The sequence below is a fragment of the Leucogemmata humicola genome, from assembly GCF_055379415.1.
This window is the reverse complement of the sequence record NZ_AP040875.1, coordinates 3,031,296-3,048,757: the sequence shown is the minus strand read 5'-3', so window position 1 is coordinate 3,048,757 and position 17,462 is coordinate 3,031,296. Positions and strand designations below refer to the sequence as shown.

The following is a 17,462-nucleotide window of genomic DNA, read 5'->3' as shown; positions in this document are numbered from 1 at the left end:
AGGTATTCCTCATGACCAGAATCCTCTTGCGGCGCACCGCGCTCGCCCTCTCGACCCTGCTCGGGCTCGCCTGCTCGAGCGATCGCGTCGGCACGCCCGTTGCCAGCGCCACGTCGCTCGGCGTTCCTTTGGGCTGGCAGTCGTTTCCAGTCGCCGGATACTGGGTCGGACTCGACTACAGTCGCCCTCACGGGGGTCGCGCGGCCGCATACCTCACCGGCGTAGGCAGCAGCTCCACGGTGCCGCTATTTCAGGAATTTGCCCCGGACGCGTATCGGGGCAAGCGGGTGCGTTGGTCGGCGTGGGTTCAGCAGGTTGACATCTCGGGTAGCGGCGGCGCGTTGATCATGACCATTGAATGCCCCGGGCGGTATCTCGCGTATGACGGCATGGAGTCGCGCCGCCTCGTTGGCACCGCCGATTGGCACCAGGTATCCGTCGTCCTCGACGTGCCGGCAAACGCCGTGGGCATTTACGCCGGTGCCACGTTGACCGGCAAGGGAACGCTCCTGATCGACGACGTGCGCCTCGACATCGTCGGAAGCGACGTCGCGTCGACGAACACGCTCACGACTCCCGAAAGCACCGGCCAGGACTCGGCCGCAATCGCCGATAAGTATGCGCGCGGTGGGGTCGCTCCGGGCAATCTCGACTTCGAGGGCTTTTCTCCGCCCGCTCAGAGCGTCGTCGACTGGCTGTCCACGGCCAGCTCGACGCTCACGGCCACTGATCCTACTGCGTCGCTCGCGGATCTCGCTCCGCTCAAACAAATGGTTGGTGGCGCGCACGTCGTCGGATTGGGTGAGGGAACGCACGGCACGCGTGAGTTTTTTCAGATGAAGCACCGGATTCTGGAAACGCTCGTGCGCGACATGGGATTCACCGTTTTCGCGATCGAGGCCACGACGCCTGAAGCGAACGACATGAATCGCTACGTCCTCACCGGAGAGGGCGATCCGCACGTCCTGCTGTCGCGCCTCTACTTCTGGACGTGGAACACCCAGGAGGTGTTCGACATGATCCAGTGGATGCGCGCATGGAATGCCATGGCTCCCGCGGCGCAGCGCGTGCAGTTCCTCGGCTTCGACATGCAGTCCCCCGGGCAGGCGATGGACAGTGTGCAGTCGTTCGCAACGCGTGTGCATCGCGCCGACAGCGCGTATGTCGCCACGCGCTTCAACTGCATGAATCCTTACCGGAACCACGCTCAACGTCTCGACGGCTTGCCGGTTGGTTTCTATACCGGGACCACGGCCGATGATCGGGCCTTGTGCGCGCAGGGACTGCAGGAAGTCTATGATCTCATCTCGGCCGATGTGCGGACGTATCCGACCGCCGCGCCCGCCGACACGTTTCAACTTCGGTTGCACGACGCGCGGTTGGTCCAGCAGTTCGAGCATCTGATCGCCGTTCAGGGCGACAGCTACGGCGCTCGCCGCGATCGCGCCATGGCCGAAAACGTCGACTGGATTCGCGGGCAGGTGGGCCAGAACACCAAGATCGTCCTGTGGGCGCACGATGACCACATCAACAAGGTCGACGGGGCGATGGGCGGCTACCTGCGCGACGCCTACGGCAGCGACTACGTCAATCTCGGCTTCCTGTTTGCCGACGGAGGTTTCAATGCGAAGGGCCTCGTCGGTGGCGAGTTGAAGGCGTGGCGCACTTCTCTCGTGCCCTCGAACTCGATCGAGGCCGCCTTTGCCGGAACGAACAAATCGGCGGCGCTCTTCGACGCGCGTCGCATCGCGTCCGGCGGCTCCGCCGCGGCGCCGTTGGCCGGGCCGCTGTCGATGCGATCGATCGGCTCGGCGTTCGATCCCAGCGTCGACGCGGGATATTTTCGGCCGATGACGCTTCCCGCCACCTTCGATTTGCTCGTGTTTCTGAAGACGACGTCGGCAAGCACGCTCCTGCCATTCGTCTACTAGCCGCTATAGCGCGCGAGAATCAGGCTTCTGCGTGGGGGCGGCATGCCGACCGTATCGCTGACCGCAGCGAAGGCGGCCAGCTGCCACGATCGGCAGGCCAACTACGCCGCCCCGGTTCGAAACGCCAGAATCCTTGGATCGCTCGGAAGCGGTTGCAGTTGGGAATCCCACCATTCCATAAGCCGCTTTCGCTCGACGATCCGCTCGCCGCGATCGTAGGCGCGCGCCACCGCCGTGTCGTGGATGTGATCGAGCGTAAGCTCGACGACGTCGCGCGAAAACTCGGCGTCACGAGCGAGCGTCGAAAACGCCGCGCGCCACCCGTGCAGCGAATGTTTCTTGGCCAGGCCAAGCGTCACCCGATAGACCTTTTCGAGCGATTCGCGGGTGATGTGCGCGCGCCCAGTCGGCGACGGGAAAACGTACCCTACGCATCCGATTCGCGACTTCCACACTCTCAGCTCCGCGGCGATCGTCGGTCCCAAAAGTACCCGGTGATCGTGTTCGCGCTGGCGGACCTTCATTTTCGCCCGCGGGATGGTCCATGATGGCGCGTCTGAATCGAGATCGAACTCGCTCCATTGTGCCTCCACGACGTTTCCAATTCGCGTGGCAGTGAAGGCGCAGAGCCTATGAGCGAGGCGCACCGAGGGGGACAGCGCCGCCAGCTCAGCGCGTCGTAGCACATCGCGGAGACTCTCAACGTCCAGGAGCGCCGGGCGGCGGCCGACGGTGCGCCGGCGCGGGAGGATCTCACGAACGGGCAATGCTGGGTTATCTCGACAGAGACCGCGGCCCTGTGCAAAGCGAAATACCCCGCCAATGTGCTGGAGGATTTTGCCGGCCGTGTCGCGGACATCGCGCTTCATGATTCCTTCGATGACTGCGGCGACCATAGCGGGGGTGATCTCGGCGACCGGCAACCGCCCGATTAGCGGAAACACGTCGCGCTCGAGGGCGCGACGCGACTTGTCGTAATGGATGTCTGTCCAGTCTCGCTTCTGCTTGTCGAGCCACTCGTCGGCGACCGCGCCAAAGGTCGCGTCCGACGCCGCCGAGGCTTCCACCCGCCCTACTTGCCGCGCTTTGACCGGGTCGCGCCCGACTCGAATGAGGGCCTTGGCCTCGTCGCGGGCGTTGCGTGCGGCCTCCAAGGAGACTGCGGGATAAGGACCGATGGAATACAGGCCCTCTTTGCCGCCGAGTCGGTACTTGAGGCGCCAGACAGGAGTGCCGGCCGGCGTCACGGTGACGTACAGCCCGCCACCGTCCGCCAGCTTTCCCTTGGCGGCAGTTCCCTTCTGGGCTTGGCTGACAAAGGCGCGAACGGCTCGGTCGCTCAGCTTATTGGTCGCTTTTGCCCGGCTGTCGATACCCCCAACCATCGGAAGCCTCACAGGTTCGCTTTTTAAACGATACCCCTTACGATACCCCCAACTCTATTGGATGTCTCAGGAAGCGTCAAGAGCGCTTTGGACGATTTCTCCCTATGAAAACGAGCAACGGCGCCCAGAATCTGGACGCCGTTGAATCGTTCGAGACCTGCTCTCAGTGGAGGCGCCGGGAATTGAACCCGGGTCCGAGAATAGATCGACCACAGCCACTACGTGCGTAGTCCGCCGTTAGATGTCTCCGCGCGCTGGTTGGCAGACGACCCACTCGCGGATAAGCCCTCTTTATTTCACCAACTCGTCGAAGGCGAGCGAGCCAGCAATCCCGGATTTGCGATACCTAGAAAGCCGCCCCGGGCGGGCTTCCTCCTAGGCACCTGCGGGCGTAACTAAAAGTTACGCGGCAAGGGCGAAGTTGTTGTTCGCAGTTGAAATTTGCCGAGTGTTTTACCAGGTGCTCGACGACCTGGGCACGCAGCCACAGCTTCACTTACCCCGTCGAAGCCAGTCGCCCCCGTAACACAACAATCTAACGACTTCGGCCAGATCCGCAATCGCCAACACAAACAATCAAGTCAATCTCCGTTGCGGTAAAGCGCTGGAGTGACTTGGCTTGAGTCGATTACCTTCACGCAGTTTCTACCGGCAGCCTTCGCATCATAGAGCGCGCGGTCCGCTGCCACCAGCAACCAATCGCCATTCGGAACAGGCGCCGGATACGTCGCGATTCCGAACGAGCCAGTCATCCGAATCGGCTGCCCATTGTACCGCGTCGGGCGTCGCTCCAACGTCGATCGCAGTCGCTCAGCGAGCTCGAGCGCCCCAGCCTGCGACGTCTGCGGAAGCAGAATCCCGATCTCTTCCCCGCCATACCGCGCGCACAAATCGACCGTGCGAACCGCGTCGCCGAGCACGCTCGACACGTGCCGAAGGACGGTGTCGCCGGCGTCATGCCCGTGCTGGTCATTCACCGCTTTGAAGCGATCCAGGTCGACGAGAATGAGCGAACACGTCCCGCCGAAACGATCCGTCTCGGCCACCACGCGACGCAGTTGTTCGTCGAAATGCCGACGGTTGGCGAGGCCCGTGAGCGGGTCGGTCCGCGCGCGCCGACTGACCTCCTCGATCTCCCAGACGATCTCCAGCGGACCGCGTGCGATAGCCGCCAACAGGCCCACGTTGCGGCCTTCGTGTGGGCCGATGGCGCCGACCGCCTTCCCTTCGACCACGAGCGCCCCAATGGCGTGGTGAGCGCCAACCACGGGCACCACGGCCACCGAGCCAAGCGGCCGAGTGATTCCGCCATACGGACAGATTTCCGACGTCGCCGCGACCGCATCCTCGAGCACCATTGGAAGTCGCTCGGTACACGCTCGACCGACGATCGAGTCGGCGGTGACATGGAAGCCAGGCTCGATCGCACCACCCTGCGAAATCGCTTGCACGACGCCATGGCCTTCGGCGGCATTCCAGCGGACCACGCCGGCGACGGATGCCGACGTGACGTCGCGTGCGGTCTCGCAGAGTGCATCCGCGAGCGCTTCGATGCTGCGATGTCCGTGTAGACGTTGCACCGCATCGAGCAGCGCGCCGCTCTGACGCATCTGTCGCCCATAATCTCGGCGAAGATCGAACAGTTGGATGAGACTCGCGACCTGCGCTGAAAAACGCGGCAGCCAGACGCGCGCCGACTCGCGATCGAAGCCGAGTCCTCCAATGCGACTCACCGAGAGTACGCCGTAGATCGACTCAGAGCCGAGCACAGGGGCCGCGGCGAGCGTGGGAGAGGCATCGTCGCCCGTCGCCTGGACCATTCGCTCCTCGGCCGTCCAGCGCAGAAGTGGGCCCCAGGAGCGCAGGTCGAAGAATGCAGGACGATCCTCGCCCTCGGTCGACCACGCGTTGGGCACGAGCGTCTGTCGCGACTCGACCCACCGCCAGAAGATCGCTTCGTCGGCGCCGGCCATGTCGCGCACATCAACGAGCAGGCGATCGAGAACAGCGAGATCCGCTCGCGCTTCCTTCGTCTCGTAGCCCTCTTGGACATCGCGTCGGAGTGCCGCGGATCTCGCCGGAGTGACGCGCGACGCTGCTGACGACAGGTGCGCCTCGAGGCGGGTCAGCGGCTTGGGAGTTTCTGGCGGAAGCGTGGGTCGCGCACGCATGCGCAGCATGAGCCACGCGACGCTCGCGCCAAACCCGACCGACCCGAGAACCGTTACGAGTGTGCTAATCACGCGTGCGTGATGCGCGAGGCGGCAACGGCCGCGCCAAAGCCATTGTCGATGTTCACGACGGTCACGCCGGCCGCGCAGCTGTTGAGCATCGTGAGCAGCGGCGCGAGCCCTTGGAACGATGCGCCATATCCCACGCTCGTCGGGACCGCGATGACGGGCGCACTCACCAAACCGCCGACGACTGACGGCAGCGCGCCGTCCATGCCGGCAATCACGATCACGACCGCGGCACTCGCCAGATCGTCTCGTCGCGCAAGCACGCGATGAATGCCCGCGACGCCAACGTCCGTCACTCGCGATACGCAGTTGCCCAGCGCCGTGAGCGTGACCGCTGCCTCCTCGGCAACAGGAAGATCACTCGTGCCCGCGGTGACGACGGCAACGGTTCCCTTGCCTTGTACCGCTGGTTCGCGTCCCGGCAGGTGCGCCGTACGCGCTACCACGTTCACTTCGATGCCGGGAAGGCGCGCAGTGAGTGGCTCGACGGCGTCCGCCGGAAGGCGCGTGACGAGCAGACCATGGCCGCGCGCGGCGATGAGCGCCGCGATCTCGCAGATTTGCTCCGGTGTCTTCCCTGCGCCGTATATGACTTCTGGAAAGCCCTGTCGCAGCGCGCGCTGATGGTCGATGGTCGCAAACGCGAGCGACTCCGCCGGCTCGAACGCCAATTCGCCGAGCGCGTGGGAGACGTCGAGCGATCCGTCCGCGACCCGCTGCAGCAGATCGCGAACGTGCTCGCGTCTCATACCTCGGCGATCTCCAGCGGTTCGGCGTCTGCGGCGGCGAGTTCGACGTAGCGATCGCGCATCCGCAGATACTCCCCGAAAATTCCTTCGACCTCGCCGAGCGACGTGACCGCGTGTAGCTGTTTGCGCAGATCCGCCGATCCCGGGAGTCCCTTCACATACCAGCCGAGGTGCTTCCGAAACTCGATCGCGGCGCCTTTGCGATCGGGCTCATAGTCATTCGCCATGCGCGCGTGATCGAGCGCCACGGCGAAGCGGTCTTCGACTGACGGATCGGGACGCATCGGACGTCCCTCGAGGAGATCGCGCGTCTGATCGAAGATCCACGGCTGGCCGAACGACCCGCGGGCGATCATGATGCCCGCGCAATTCGTCTGCTTCCACATGCGAATGGCGTCGTGCGGCGTCTTGATGTCGCCGTTGCCCAGCACTGGGATTTCGACTGCTGCGACGACTGCGGCGATCTCCTCCCAGCGCGCGCTGCCCGTGTACATCTGCGTGCGCGTGCGCGGGTGTAGCGCGATGGCGCGCACACCGGCATCCTGGCACCGCAACGCAATCGTGACCGGATCGCGCATCTCCTCGTTCCAGCCACTGCGGATTTTACAGGTGACCGGCAGCGAAGTGCTTCGCGCTACGGCGCGAATGACTTCCTGAACGAGGTTGAGATCTTTCAAACACCCCGAACCGCCATTGCGCTTGACGACTTTCTTGACCGGGCAGCCGAAGTTGATGTCGATGAACTCCGGTGCAAAGACGTCGGTGACGAGCGCGGCGGCCTCGCCCATGGCGATGGGATCGGCACCAAAGATCTGCACGCCGATCGGGCGCTCGTCGGCGCCGAACCTGAGTTTGCTGATCGTCGCTTCGTTCTCGCGGCGGATCCCCTCGGCGGAGAGGAACTCGGTGACGACCACGTCGGCGCCAAAGCGGCGGCAGAGTCGCCGAAAGGGCGACTCCGATACGCCCGCCATGGGCGCCAAGTACAGTGGAACGTCACTCTGCAGCGGGAACGGAAAGCGTTTCATTCCTTCAAGTTAAGAGAGTGCCGAAGTCCAAGCAACATCAGCATTTGACACGCGTTCCACCCCTGGGTAACTTCGCAGGTTCACGGAACTAAGGGCCGCCCGGGCAAGGCGAATGGCGGCGACGGACACGACCGAGATTATGGAACTCCGCGAGTTTTTCAGCGAAGATGCAATCAAGCTCGACCTCGTCGGCACGACGAAGGACGATATCCTCCGGGAGCTGATCGGGCTGCTCAAGCTCGACGAAAAGTCGGAGGGCATGCTGTTCAAGATGCTCAAGCGGCGCGAGAATCTCGGGTCGACCGGCATTGGCCGCGGGATCGCGATCCCGCATTGCCGCTCCCTGGTCGTCAACAAGCTGCGCGTCGCCTTCGGTCGCAAGAAGGAAGGCGTGGACTTCAAGGCGATCGACGAGAAGCCGGTTCACTTCTTTTTTCTGATCGTCGCCCCGCCGTTAGAGGTCTCTAATCAGTACCTCCCGGTGCTCGGCAAGATCGCCCAGTTCAGCAAGGAAGCCGACGTTCCGGCCCGCTTGCTCGAGCTTACGGAACCCAAGCAGTTCCTCGCCCTGCTCGAAGAAAAGGGCGTCTGAGCGTCAGGTCCTCGTGATCCACATCGCGAGGCCGATCAGCACGGGAACGGACGCGACGCTGTAGAGGAAACCGACTCCCGTTTCCTTGAGCAGCGTCGCGCCAAACGAACCGCCATACACGCGGCGCAGCGCCCGATGCCAGTAGAACGGGACGCCGACGAGGATCAGCACAGCGATCGTCGATTCGATGGCCACCGAGTGCGTCAGCTTGCCGAGCGCGGAGAGACTGAGCGCGAGAAAGCCAAAGGCGTGGACGTGCAGCGCGTAGTAGAGATGCTCCGCGTACCGGCGCTTTGGATAGAGCAGCTTGAGGATTCCTGCAAACACCGGAAGCAGCACGAACAGCGCCTTGGGCAGCGCGTTGAACAGATCCTGTCGAAACGCGGCCGGTGCCGTGATGCTTCGGCGCAATACCGACCGAAAGATCTTTGGAGCGTCGGCGATCTGAGTTTCGAGATCTTGTAAATCGATCGCCGAGCCGTCCGGGTTTGGATTCGGGTCTGGGTCGCCGGCCTTCTTTGGCGCGGCTGGCACCGTGGTCGACACGGAAACCGCCTTTCCGCCCGCCGTGCCCGATCTGATGATCGTCGTCGTATCTGGTGTCGCCGCGGCCAGCGCGAAATACACGATGCTCGCGACCAGATAGAGGCGAAGTGGCGCGATATACCGCGCTCGGCGCCCCTCGAGGAATTCGAGTGTCAGCCGACCAGGCTGAAAGAGCAACGCGCGAATCGTCTCGGCGAATTTGCCGTCCCAGCCCGAGAATTCCGCGAACGCATCGCCAGCGAGCTCGCGCAGCGACGGATTTGGCGGGACCGCACGCTGACCGCACTCCGAGCAGAACGGTCCGCCGAGCGACGTTCCGCAATTGAGGCATGCCTGCGCCCACGTCGTGGCGGCGTTGACCGCGGTGGGCGCCGTTTGAGAACTCGGTGAAGCGAAATTGTTTGGCGCGACGGTGGGCATCGACGATCTCCTCTGTGCTCGATTATCACATGGCGATCGTCGCGCCGCCAGAGCGGGCGATGCGCTAGCTGATTCTCTTGCCCGTCAGCCGCTCGCTCAACTCCCACAAACGTTCAGCGAACTGTGGATCGATCGCCCACGGCCGCACGCCGAGCAACTGGTCCGAGTCACCAGCGACGGAAAGAGCGATGTCGCAACTCTCGCAGTAGACGCCACCGAGGTCGTCGAGCTGCCGACTGCTGGCGCACCACGTTGCTGTCGCGGCCCCCTGCTCGGCGGTCTTCATGTCGCGCGCGGGATCGATGACATGGCGACCCTGATCGTCGATGACGCCGGCGGCGCGAAGCGAGTCGGCGGACATGTACTGCGTCAGGTCCGTGACCACACCGCCTGGATGACAGGAGAACGCGCGGATTCCGTCCTGCTGGCCGTGCGCGTCGAGCGCAACCGCGAACAGCGCGTTTGCCGTTTTCGATTGACCGTATGCGATCCACGGGTCGTATTGCCGGTGCTCGAAATTCGGATCGTCGAAATCGATCGCGGCGCGTTTGTGGCCGCGCGACGACACCGACACGACGCGCGCGTCGCCGGCGCGTCGCAGGGCTGGCCAGAGTCCAGCAGCGAGTTGAAAGTGCCCGAGGTGGTTCGTCGACAACTGCGATTCGTAGCCACGCGCATCGCGAACTAACGGAGGCGCCATGATCCCGGCGTTGTTCACGAGCATGTCCAACGCGCGACCGGACGCAATGAAGCGCGCGGTGAATGCGTCGACCGACGCCGAGTCCATCAGATCGATCGCGCCGGCCTCAGCGTTTGGAATCGATCGCAGCGCCGCCGAGGCTTTGTCGCGATTGCGAGCGGGCACGACGACAGTCGCGCCCGCTCCAACGAGTGCTCGAGTGATCTCGAGGCCCATTCCTACGTGGCCGCCCGTGACGATCGCGACCTTCCCCGACAGGTCTTGGCCCCGAACGACTTCGAGAGCCGTTGTCGCAGGACCAAATCCAGATCCGATTGGCTTCTGTGGAGTGCGCACCTTCTGCCTCCTGTCGGGCCCTACGCGCTACGACTCATTCCCACTCGATGGTGGCCGGCGGCTTGGAGCTTACGTCGTACACGACACGATTCACGCCGCGCACTTCGTTGATGATTCGATTGGAGATGCGTCCAAGGACGTCGTGCGGGAACGGATACCAATCGGCCGTCATGCCGTCGGTGCTGGTCACGGCGCGGAGCGCGACGACATTCTCGTAGGTCCGATAGTCGCCCATGACGCCAACACTCCGAACGGGGAGCATGACCGCGAACGCCTGCCAGATCTCGTTGTAGAGATTGGCTTCGCGAATCTCTTCGAGATAGATCGCGTCGGCCTTACGTAGAACGTCGAGCGATGCTTCGTCGACCGGCCCGAGAACGCGAATGCCGAGTCCAGGTCCCGGGAACGGATGCCGGCCAACCATTTCTTCAGGCAGACCGAGTTCTCGTCCTACGTTGCGAACTTCGTCTTTAAACAACTCTCGCAACGGCTCGATGAGCTTGAACTTCATGTCGGGCTTGAGGCCGCCGACGTTGTGGTGCGTCTTGATCGTCACCGAGGGACCGCCGCGCGGCGAGAAGGACTCGATCACGTCGGGGTAGAGCGTGCCCTGCACGAGGAAATCAGCATCCTTCCCCGCACCGCTCGTCGCCTCTTCGAATACGTCGATGAAATTGTGCCCGATGATCTTGCGCTTCTGCTCCGGGTCCCCAATGCCGGCCAGCGCGTCGAGAAAGCGGCGCGATGCGTCAACCGTCACGAGTTTGATGCCGAGGTTCGCGCTCATGGTGCGCTCGACCTGCTCGCGTTCGTGCAGGCGCAGCAGACCTGTGTCCACGAAAACGCATGTGAGCTGATCGCCGATCGCGCGGTGGACGAGCGCCGCGGCCACCGACGAATCCACACCACCGGACAGCCCGCAGATCACACGCGACGAACCGACGAGCTTCCGAATCTTCTCGACTTCGCTGTCGACAAATGCGCCGGGCGTCCAACTCGGCTGCGCATGACAGATGCGAAAGAGGAAATTGGAAATGATCTCGCCGCCGCGCGGGGTGTGCGCGACCTCGGGATGGAACTGCACGCAGTGGATCGGCTTCTGGTTGTGCCGCATCGCCGCGATCGGCACGCTGCCACTCGACGCCGTGATCACGTACCCCGGTGGCGGCGCGTCGACGTGATCGCCGTGACTCATCCACGCCGTCATGCTTTCATTCACCTGAAAGCCGTCGAACAGGCCGCCAGGTTCGACCACCTGCAGGTCGGAACGTCCATACTCGCGTCGTCCCGCACCGACTACTTCGCCGCCCGACAACTGCGCGACGAGTTGCATGCCGTAGCAGATCGCTAGCGTTGGCGCGAGGTCGAAGATCTCCGGATCGGCCGTGGGCGCGCCGTCTTCATAGACGGAATTCGGACCGCCGCTGAGGATGATACCGGTTGGCTTCCAATCGCGCACCCACTGCGCCGAGCGCGTGGGAGGGTGAATCTCGGAATACACGCGCGCTTCGCGCACGCGCCGTGCAATGAGCTGCGTGAACTGCGAACCGTAGTCGATGATCAGGATGCGTGAGGACACAGAATTGGATTTGAGGTATGAGGTCTGAGATCCGACGCGTGTGACTCAACTCTCGGATCTCGACCCTGAGACCTGTCCTTCAGTATTTCCACTCGCTTCCCTGCAGCGACATGAACTGCACTTCGCGGCTATCGAGATCGAGAATGGCGGCCGACGGCGTGCCGTACAGCCAGCCGCACGCTTCGCCCGGATTGATGATCAGCGTTTCGCCGCGCGTCTTCATCTCTTGCTGGTGAGTTTGCCCATGAATCACGATCTCGTGTCCCGTCACTGACCGGGTTTGCACATCGGCGATATCGTGCACGAGCAGAATCCGCCGGCCGCCGATCTCGAAGCTGTGTGGCGACTCGAATAGCTCGATGCCAAAGGCGGTCTGCGCGCGGGACATGAGGCCTTGCGTGTCACCGTCGTTCTTCCCGAACACGCCGGCCACCGAAATGTGTGCGTCCTCGAACGTCTTGAGCGAAAAGGGCGAGCAGTAATCCCCAGCGTGCAGGATCATGTCGATGCCGGCCGTCTGCATCTCGCGCACGAGCTCCGCGATCGCCGGGAGTCGGTCGTGCGTGTCTGCTATCAGTCCTACGCGCATCGGGTCATCCCTCCGTCCACTCGGGATTGGCAATCTCACGCTGCACGAGATCGTCATAGGTTTCGCGCGCGGTAATCACGGCGAATCTGTCTCCGTCCACCAGCACTTCAGCTGGCTTAAGACGGCTATTGTAGTTCGACGCCATCGCAAAGCCGTAGGCGCCGGCATCGCACACCACGAAGTACTCGCCAGGCTGCACGTCATCGAGCTCACGGTCGAGGGCGAGGAAGTCGCCGCTCTCGCACACCGGGCCCACGACGTCCACCGTCACCTGAGCTTGACGCTCTTTCACGGCGACGATGCGATGGTACGCGCCGTAGTGAGACGGCCGTAAGAGTTCCGTCATGCCCGTATCGGCGACGACGTAATCCTTGCCGCCGCTATGCTTCCGATACAGCGCCTGACCAACGAGCGCACCAGCGTTGCCGATGATGAAACGCCCGGGCTCCATGATCAGTTTTAGGCCCGTGGCGGCTACCGTCGGAAGAATCAGTTCGGCAAAGCGCTGGAGGTTGGGCGGCTCCTCCGTATCGTACCGCACGCCAAGCCCACCGCCGATGTCGAGGTACTCGAGCGTCGTGATGCCACGCTTCGACAACTCTGAGAAGATCGACGCCAGGCGCTCCGTGCCTTCCAGATACGGATCGATGCGTGAGAGCTGCGAACCGAGGTGCATATCGAGACCAACGAGCCGAACGTTGGCGAGATCGGCCGCCACCTGCGCCACGTGCACCACGTCGTCGTACGGAATACCGAACTTGTGTCCCTTCCCGCCCGTCTTGATATAGTCATGCGGCGAGTCGAGCGTGACTTCGGGATTTACGCGCAGCGACACACGTGCCTGAATGCCGCGCTCACGCGCCAGGCGATCGAGGGTCCGAACCTCGGCCTCGCTCTCCGCATTGATCAGCAGCACATCGGCATCGAGCGCCTCAGCCAACTCACTCTCGGTCTTTCCAACGCCGCCGAAGATGATGTCCGACGGCGCAAACCCAGCTCGGAGCGCGCGAAACAATTCGCCGCCCGAGACCACGTCGACTCCCGCGCCCAACTCGCGCAGCAGTGTCAACACGCCGAGGCTGGAATTCGCCTTTAGCGTATAGTGAATACGATGCGTGACCGGCGAGAGCATCTGCGACAGGCGTGTATACCGGTCGCGAATGGTCGCGCTGCTGTAGATGTACGCCGGCGTACCGACGTCTTCGGCGATGCGCTGGAGGGACACGCCCTCGCAGTGCATCGTGCCGTCGACGCGGGCAAAACCGGTGGTCAGTACGCCTTGGCCCATACGGCCTCGGCGCTCGCTGGGCGGCCGCACTTGAGACAGTGCGTCGGCGCTTCGGCCGAACGGAACTCCTCGTCAGGCAGTACGCGAATCGTTGCTTTGGTCTCTTCCTTGATCTGCGATTCGCACTCGGGACTTCCGCACCAGCCGGCGTAAACGAACGCCCCCGGGCCTTCCATCAAGTTGCGGAACTCGTCGTAGCTGATGCGACGACGCACGCTGTTTGCCTCGCGACGCTCGCGTGCCGCGATCAGCATGTCCTCCTGAATGCGCATGAGCAAATCAGCAACGTCCTCACCGAGCGTGTCGAGCGAGACCGGCTTCTTCTCGCGCGTGTCGCGGCGAACGAGCGTCGCCTGATTCTTATCGAGGTCGCGCGGCCCGAGCTCCATGCGGAGCGGAACGCCTTGAAGCTCCCACTCGTAGTATTTGGCGCCAGGCTTCACGCCATCACGATCGTCGAGATGCACGCGCAAACGACCTGGATCACGGCGTTCCCAGTCGCCGAGTACGTCGACGATTCGGTCAGCGGCGTCCAGAACGCGATTGCGCTCGTCTTCGGTCTTGTAGATCGGAACGATCACGAGCTCGATCGGCGCGAGGTGTGGCGGAATGCGCAGACCGTTGTCGTCACCGTGCGTCATCACGAGACCGCCGATCAGGCGCGTCGACACGCCCCAGCTCGTATTCCACGCGTGCTCGATGCCGCCGTGCTCCGCCTGGAACTTGAGGTCAAACGCCTTGGCGAAGTTCTGTCCGAGATTGTGCGACGTGCCCGCCTGCAGCGCCTTGTTGTCCTGCATCATCGCTTCGCACGAGTAGGTGCGCAGCGCGCCAGCAAAGCGTTCAGCGTCCGTCTTCTGGCCGGTGATGACGGGCATCGCCATCCAACCTTCCATGAAGTCGCTATAGACGCCGAGCATCTTGCGCGCTTCTTCCTCGGCCTCGTCGTGCGTTGCGTGCGCCGTGTGGCCTTCCTGCCACAGGAACTCGAGCGTGCGCAGGAAGAGACGCGTGCGCATTTCCCAACGCACGACGTTTGCCCACTGATTGATCAACAGCGGCAGGTCGCGATAGCTCTGCACCCACTTGGCGAACATCGAGTAGATGATCGTTTCCGAGGTGGGGCGAATGATCAGCGGCTCGTCCAGCTTCTTACCGCCGCCATGTGTCACGACGGCCACTTCGGGCGCAAAACCCTCGACGTGCTGCGCTTCCTTCGACAGGAAGCTCTCCGGAATGAGCAGCGGGAAGTACGCGTTCTTGTGACCCGTCGCCTTGAACATGTCGTCGAGGGCACGCTGCATGCGCTCCCAGATGCCGTAGCCATTCGGACGAATGACCATGCAACCGCGCACGGGCGAGTAGTCCGCGAGCTCAGCGCGCAGAACTACTTCGTTGTACCAGGCGCTGAAGTCGGCTTCGCGCGTCGTCAGTTTTTTGTCGTCAGCCATTGATCGATGGTGCGATGAGAGAACTAGAGACCGATGTCGTGGAGCAACTGCTCCCATTCGGGAGGCACATCGGGCGAGCTCCAGCTGTGACGTTCCGCGGCGGTGTGCGCCGACGGATCGCGCAGCGTCAACACGAATTGAACGCCGGCCGACTTGGCCGCTTTTACTTGCTTCATGACTGCCTGCTCGCGGAGCGCGTACTCCACGCTCACGCCAAGACGTCGCAGCGCGGTGGCCGCGCGACGAACGTCGCGCTCCATGTTTGGGGACTCTGCGGCAACCCACACTTCTGGTCCAGCAACCTTCGACGGCAAGAGTCCGCGATCACGCAGCAGTTCGGCAAGCACGACATCGCCCATGCCGAAACCCAATGCCGGCAAATCAACGCCGCCGAGCGAATTCAGCAAATTATCATACCGACCGCCACCGCAGATGGCGCGCAATTCACCTTTCGCGTCGAACAGCTCGAAGACGATGCCGGTGTAGTACGCCAGGCCACGCACGATCTTCAAATCGACCGTGACCCACGACAGCACGCCGAGCGCGTCGAGACAATCGAAGTACCGGCGCATGTCGGCGAGGCATTTCGCTACGCCAGGAGCTTGCCCATACTGTTGTTCGATATGATCGAGCGTGACTTCGCCGAGTAGGCTGAACACCGCGTCGACGTTCTCGCTCGACATGCCGAGCGCCGCGAGCTTTTCTCGCGATACGTCGCGCGGCTGGCGATCGAATTTGTCGATCACGCCGAACACGGCCGGGGCCTGCTCGTCAGTGACGTCGAGCGCACCGAGAATCGCTCGTAGCAAGCGGCGATCGGACACGCGCGCGCGTACGTCGTGCGACGACAGACCGCACGCGCTCATGATCTCGATCGCGACCGCCAGCAATTCGGCGTCAGCCGTGACGTCAGCTTCGCCGATGATGTCGACGTTCAGCTGAAAGTGTTCGCGAAGACGCCCGCGCTGCTGTCGCTCGTAGCGAAAGAGCTGCGGCATCGAGAACCAACGCACTGGCTTGCGTAGCGCATTCGCTTTCGCGGCGGCCATGCGCGCCAGCGTCGGCGTCATCTCTGGGCGAAGCGAGATCTCGCGTCCACCCTTGTCGGTGAAGTTGTAGAGTTGGCCGACGATCTCGTCGCCGCTCTTCTTGGTGTACAGTTCGAGCGGCTCGAGCGGCGGTCCGTCGTATTCGACAAATGCGAAACGACGAGCAGCCTCGCGCCACGCGGCCATGATGTGGGCGCGTTCAGCGAACTGTTCAGGATAGAAATCTCGGAAACCGGGGAGGGCGCCCTGGGCCATCCTTCAAAGTTACCCGCCCAGCGGCGACACCTGCAACAGCGCCATTGCATCGCCGACCGTGTGAAACGATCCGGTGACGAGTACCGTCGACGCTGCGGAGGCGCCAGCCTCCAGCGCCGCGCCAAAATCGGGCACGACTTCGGCCTCGATCCCCAACTCGCGCACGAACCCCTCGACTTCGCTCAGATCCCACGCCCGGCTCGCTGGCGCCGTCGGCGCCATGGTGAGTATGAAGCGCGACGCGACTCGCCGGAGGACGCGAATCATTTCTCGCCAATCCTTGTCGCGGAGCACACAAAGCACGACCGCAACCGGCTCTGGTGGTGCAATCGAGGCAACGGTCTGCGCGAGCACTTCGCTTCCCGCCGGATTGTGCGCGACGTCGAAGATGAATTTGCCGACGTGCTGAAAACGACCAGGAATCTGAACGCGATCGATGTCGCGTTTCGCATCGCTGAGACTGGTGGCGAACCGGCCGCCGGCCGCGTCGAGCATCACGAGCGAGAAGGCGAGATTCGACGCCTGATGACGCCCGGCGAGCGGTGTCTGAATCGTCGCACGTTCTCCGCGCCAGGCAATGTCGCATGACGTGCCAGCCGCGGTCACGCGAACCTCATTGAGTTCGATTTCATCCGCCACGATGCGCACGTCGGATGCACCAGCAGCGCGCGCGTGCTCAGCAAGCAGGGCACGAATGTGCGGGTCGGTCTCGCCAATCACCGCGGGCCGTCCCGGCTTGAAGATTCCCGCTTTCTCTCGCGCGATCTCCTCGAGCGTCGAGCCGAGATACTCGGTATGATCGAGGCCAATCGACGTGACTCCCGCGACGACCGGCAGCACGACGTTCGTCGAGTCGAGACGACCGCCAAGGCCGGCCTCAACGATCGCAACATCGGCTTTGGCGCGCGCGAAGTAGTCGAACGCCATGACCGTCGTTGCCTCGAAAAAGCTCGCGCCGATCTCCTCGATCACCGGAAGATTGTTCGCGATGAACGCCACGACATCGTCGGCGGGAACCGGCTGTCCCGCAACGACCATCCGCTCCCGAAAGTCGACGAGGTGAGGCGACGTGTACGTGGCAACGCGCTGCCCACGAGCCGTCAGTAGCGCGGAGATCGTCGCCACGCTGCTGCCCTTCCCGTTCGTGCCGGCAATGTGCAGCACCGGATACGCGCGGTGGGGGTTACCGAGCCGGTCGAGCAGCTCGACGGTGCGTTCGAGGCCGAATTTGTAGCCGCCGGTGGTTCGCGCGAACAAAAAATCGAGCGCGCCCTGATACCCGGGAAGCGGAGCGGTCTTCACCACGATTGTATCGTCTGCAACG

General features: G+C 63.3%; 14 protein-coding genes and 1 other RNA gene. 2 read left to right on the top strand and 13 right to left on the bottom strand.

Annotated elements, in window-relative coordinates:
• Nucleotides 1-11 precede the first annotated feature (11 nt).
• Nucleotides 12-1,931, top strand: coding sequence for an erythromycin esterase family protein (locus tag AC6H4Z_RS12705; protein WP_497542336.1), 1,920 nt, complete (start codon nt 12-14; stop codon nt 1,929-1,931).
• Nucleotides 1,932-2,032: 101 nt separating this feature from the next.
• Here AC6H4Z_RS12705 and AC6H4Z_RS12700 read toward each other — a convergent pair whose 3' ends face one another.
• The 5 genes from AC6H4Z_RS12700 to dusB all read right to left on the bottom strand — a co-directional run bounded on the left by AC6H4Z_RS12700 (nt 2,033) and on the right by dusB (nt 7,333).
• Nucleotides 2,033-3,316 carry a tyrosine-type recombinase/integrase gene (locus AC6H4Z_RS12700; protein ID WP_497542335.1) on the bottom strand — a complete coding sequence of 428 codons (1,284 nt, stop codon included), beginning with the start codon at nt 3,314-3,316 and terminating at the stop codon, nt 2,033-2,035.
• A 164-nt stretch (nt 3,317-3,480) separates the two neighbouring features.
• Nucleotides 3,481-3,838, bottom strand: a transfer-messenger RNA (tmRNA) gene (gene ssrA / locus AC6H4Z_RS12695).
• 59 nt (nt 3,839-3,897) lie between these two features.
• Nucleotides 3,898-5,559: a GGDEF domain-containing protein gene (locus tag AC6H4Z_RS12690; protein WP_497542334.1), complete on the bottom strand. Its 1,662-nt coding sequence runs from the start codon at nt 5,557-5,559 to the stop codon at nt 3,898-3,900.
• Entirely contained in the window at nt 5,556-6,305 is a 750-nt protein-coding gene (larB, locus tag AC6H4Z_RS12685) for a nickel pincer cofactor biosynthesis protein LarB (protein WP_497542333.1), read from the bottom strand. Before larB ends, AC6H4Z_RS12690 begins: the two co-directional genes overlap by 4 nt.
• Complete coding sequence (gene dusB / locus AC6H4Z_RS12680; protein WP_497542332.1) at nt 6,302-7,333, bottom strand: tRNA dihydrouridine synthase DusB; 1,032 nt, start codon at nt 7,331-7,333, stop codon at nt 6,302-6,304. The genes larB and dusB overlap by 4 nt, the downstream gene beginning before the upstream one ends.
• A gap of 112 nt (nt 7,334-7,445) precedes the next feature.
• Here dusB and AC6H4Z_RS12675 point away from each other — a divergent pair, with 112 nt between their 5' ends.
• Nucleotides 7,446-7,925 carry a PTS sugar transporter subunit IIA gene (locus tag AC6H4Z_RS12675; RefSeq protein ID WP_497542331.1) on the top strand — a complete coding sequence of 160 codons (480 nt, stop codon included), beginning with the start codon at nt 7,446-7,448 and terminating at the stop codon, nt 7,923-7,925.
• A 3-nt stretch (nt 7,926-7,928) separates the two neighbouring features.
• Here AC6H4Z_RS12675 and AC6H4Z_RS12670 read toward each other — a convergent pair whose 3' ends face one another.
• The 8 genes from AC6H4Z_RS12670 to AC6H4Z_RS12635 all read right to left on the bottom strand — a co-directional run bounded on the left by AC6H4Z_RS12670 (nt 7,929) and on the right by AC6H4Z_RS12635 (nt 17,443).
• A complete protein-coding gene (locus AC6H4Z_RS12670) occupies nt 7,929-8,891 on the bottom strand; it encodes a DUF3667 domain-containing protein (RefSeq protein WP_497542330.1) in 963 nt (320 codons plus the stop codon).
• Between the two features lie 64 nt (nt 8,892-8,955).
• Nucleotides 8,956-9,927 (bottom strand): oxidoreductase, encoded by a 972-nt coding sequence (locus AC6H4Z_RS12665; protein ID WP_497542329.1) that lies wholly within the window; start codon nt 9,925-9,927, stop codon nt 8,956-8,958.
• Between the two features lie 34 nt (nt 9,928-9,961).
• Nucleotides 9,962-11,506, bottom strand: a complete 1,545-nt coding sequence (gene guaA, locus AC6H4Z_RS12660) for a glutamine-hydrolyzing GMP synthase (protein WP_497542328.1) — start codon at nt 11,504-11,506, stop codon at nt 9,962-9,964.
• Between the two features lie 79 nt (nt 11,507-11,585).
• Complete coding sequence (locus AC6H4Z_RS12655; protein ID WP_497542327.1) at nt 11,586-12,095, bottom strand: metallophosphoesterase; 510 nt, start codon at nt 12,093-12,095, stop codon at nt 11,586-11,588.
• Nucleotides 12,096-12,099: 4 nt separating this feature from the next.
• Nucleotides 12,100-13,383, bottom strand: a complete 1,284-nt coding sequence (gene lysA, locus AC6H4Z_RS12650) for a diaminopimelate decarboxylase (protein WP_497542326.1) — start codon at nt 13,381-13,383, stop codon at nt 12,100-12,102.
• The gene (gene proS / locus AC6H4Z_RS12645; RefSeq protein WP_497542325.1) at nt 13,365-14,834 is read right to left on the bottom strand and encodes a proline--tRNA ligase; all 1,470 of its coding nucleotides are present in this window, start codon (nt 14,832-14,834) and stop codon (nt 13,365-13,367) included. Before proS ends, lysA begins: the two co-directional genes overlap by 19 nt.
• Nucleotides 14,835-14,857: 23 nt before the next feature.
• Nucleotides 14,858-16,138, bottom strand: a complete 1,281-nt coding sequence (hisS, locus tag AC6H4Z_RS12640; RefSeq protein WP_497542324.1) for a histidine--tRNA ligase — start codon at nt 16,136-16,138, stop codon at nt 14,858-14,860.
• 9 nt (nt 16,139-16,147) lie between these two features.
• A complete protein-coding gene (locus AC6H4Z_RS12635; RefSeq protein WP_497542323.1) occupies nt 16,148-17,443 on the bottom strand; it encodes a bifunctional folylpolyglutamate synthase/dihydrofolate synthase in 1,296 nt (431 codons plus the stop codon).
• Nucleotides 17,444-17,462 lie beyond the last annotated feature (19 nt).

Coding starts and splice junctions, on each gene's coding strand:
- AC6H4Z_RS12705 (WP_497542336.1), top strand. CDS start 12: ATGACCAGAATCCTCTTGCGGCGCACCGCGCTCGCCCTCTCGACCCTG.
- AC6H4Z_RS12700 (WP_497542335.1), bottom strand. CDS start 3,316: ATGGTTGGGGGTATCGACAGCCGGGCAAAAGCGACCAATAAGCTGAGC.
- larB (WP_497542333.1), bottom strand. CDS start 6,305: ATGAGACGCGAGCACGTTCGCGATCTGCTGCAGCGGGTCGCGGACGGA.
- dusB (WP_497542332.1), bottom strand. CDS start 7,333: ATGAAACGCTTTCCGTTCCCGCTGCAGAGTGACGTTCCACTGTACTTG.
- AC6H4Z_RS12675 (WP_497542331.1), top strand. CDS start 7,446: ATGGCGGCGACGGACACGACCGAGATTATGGAACTCCGCGAGTTTTTC.
- AC6H4Z_RS12670 (WP_497542330.1), bottom strand. CDS start 8,891: ATGCCCACCGTCGCGCCAAACAATTTCGCTTCACCGAGTTCTCAAACG.
- AC6H4Z_RS12655 (WP_497542327.1), bottom strand. CDS start 12,095: ATGCGCGTAGGACTGATAGCAGACACGCACGACCGACTCCCGGCGATC.
- lysA (WP_497542326.1), bottom strand. CDS start 13,383: ATGGGCCAAGGCGTACTGACCACCGGTTTTGCCCGCGTCGACGGCACG.
- proS (WP_497542325.1), bottom strand. CDS start 14,834: ATGGCTGACGACAAAAAACTGACGACGCGCGAAGCCGACTTCAGCGCC.
- hisS (WP_497542324.1), bottom strand. CDS start 16,138: ATGGCCCAGGGCGCCCTCCCCGGTTTCCGAGATTTCTATCCTGAACAG.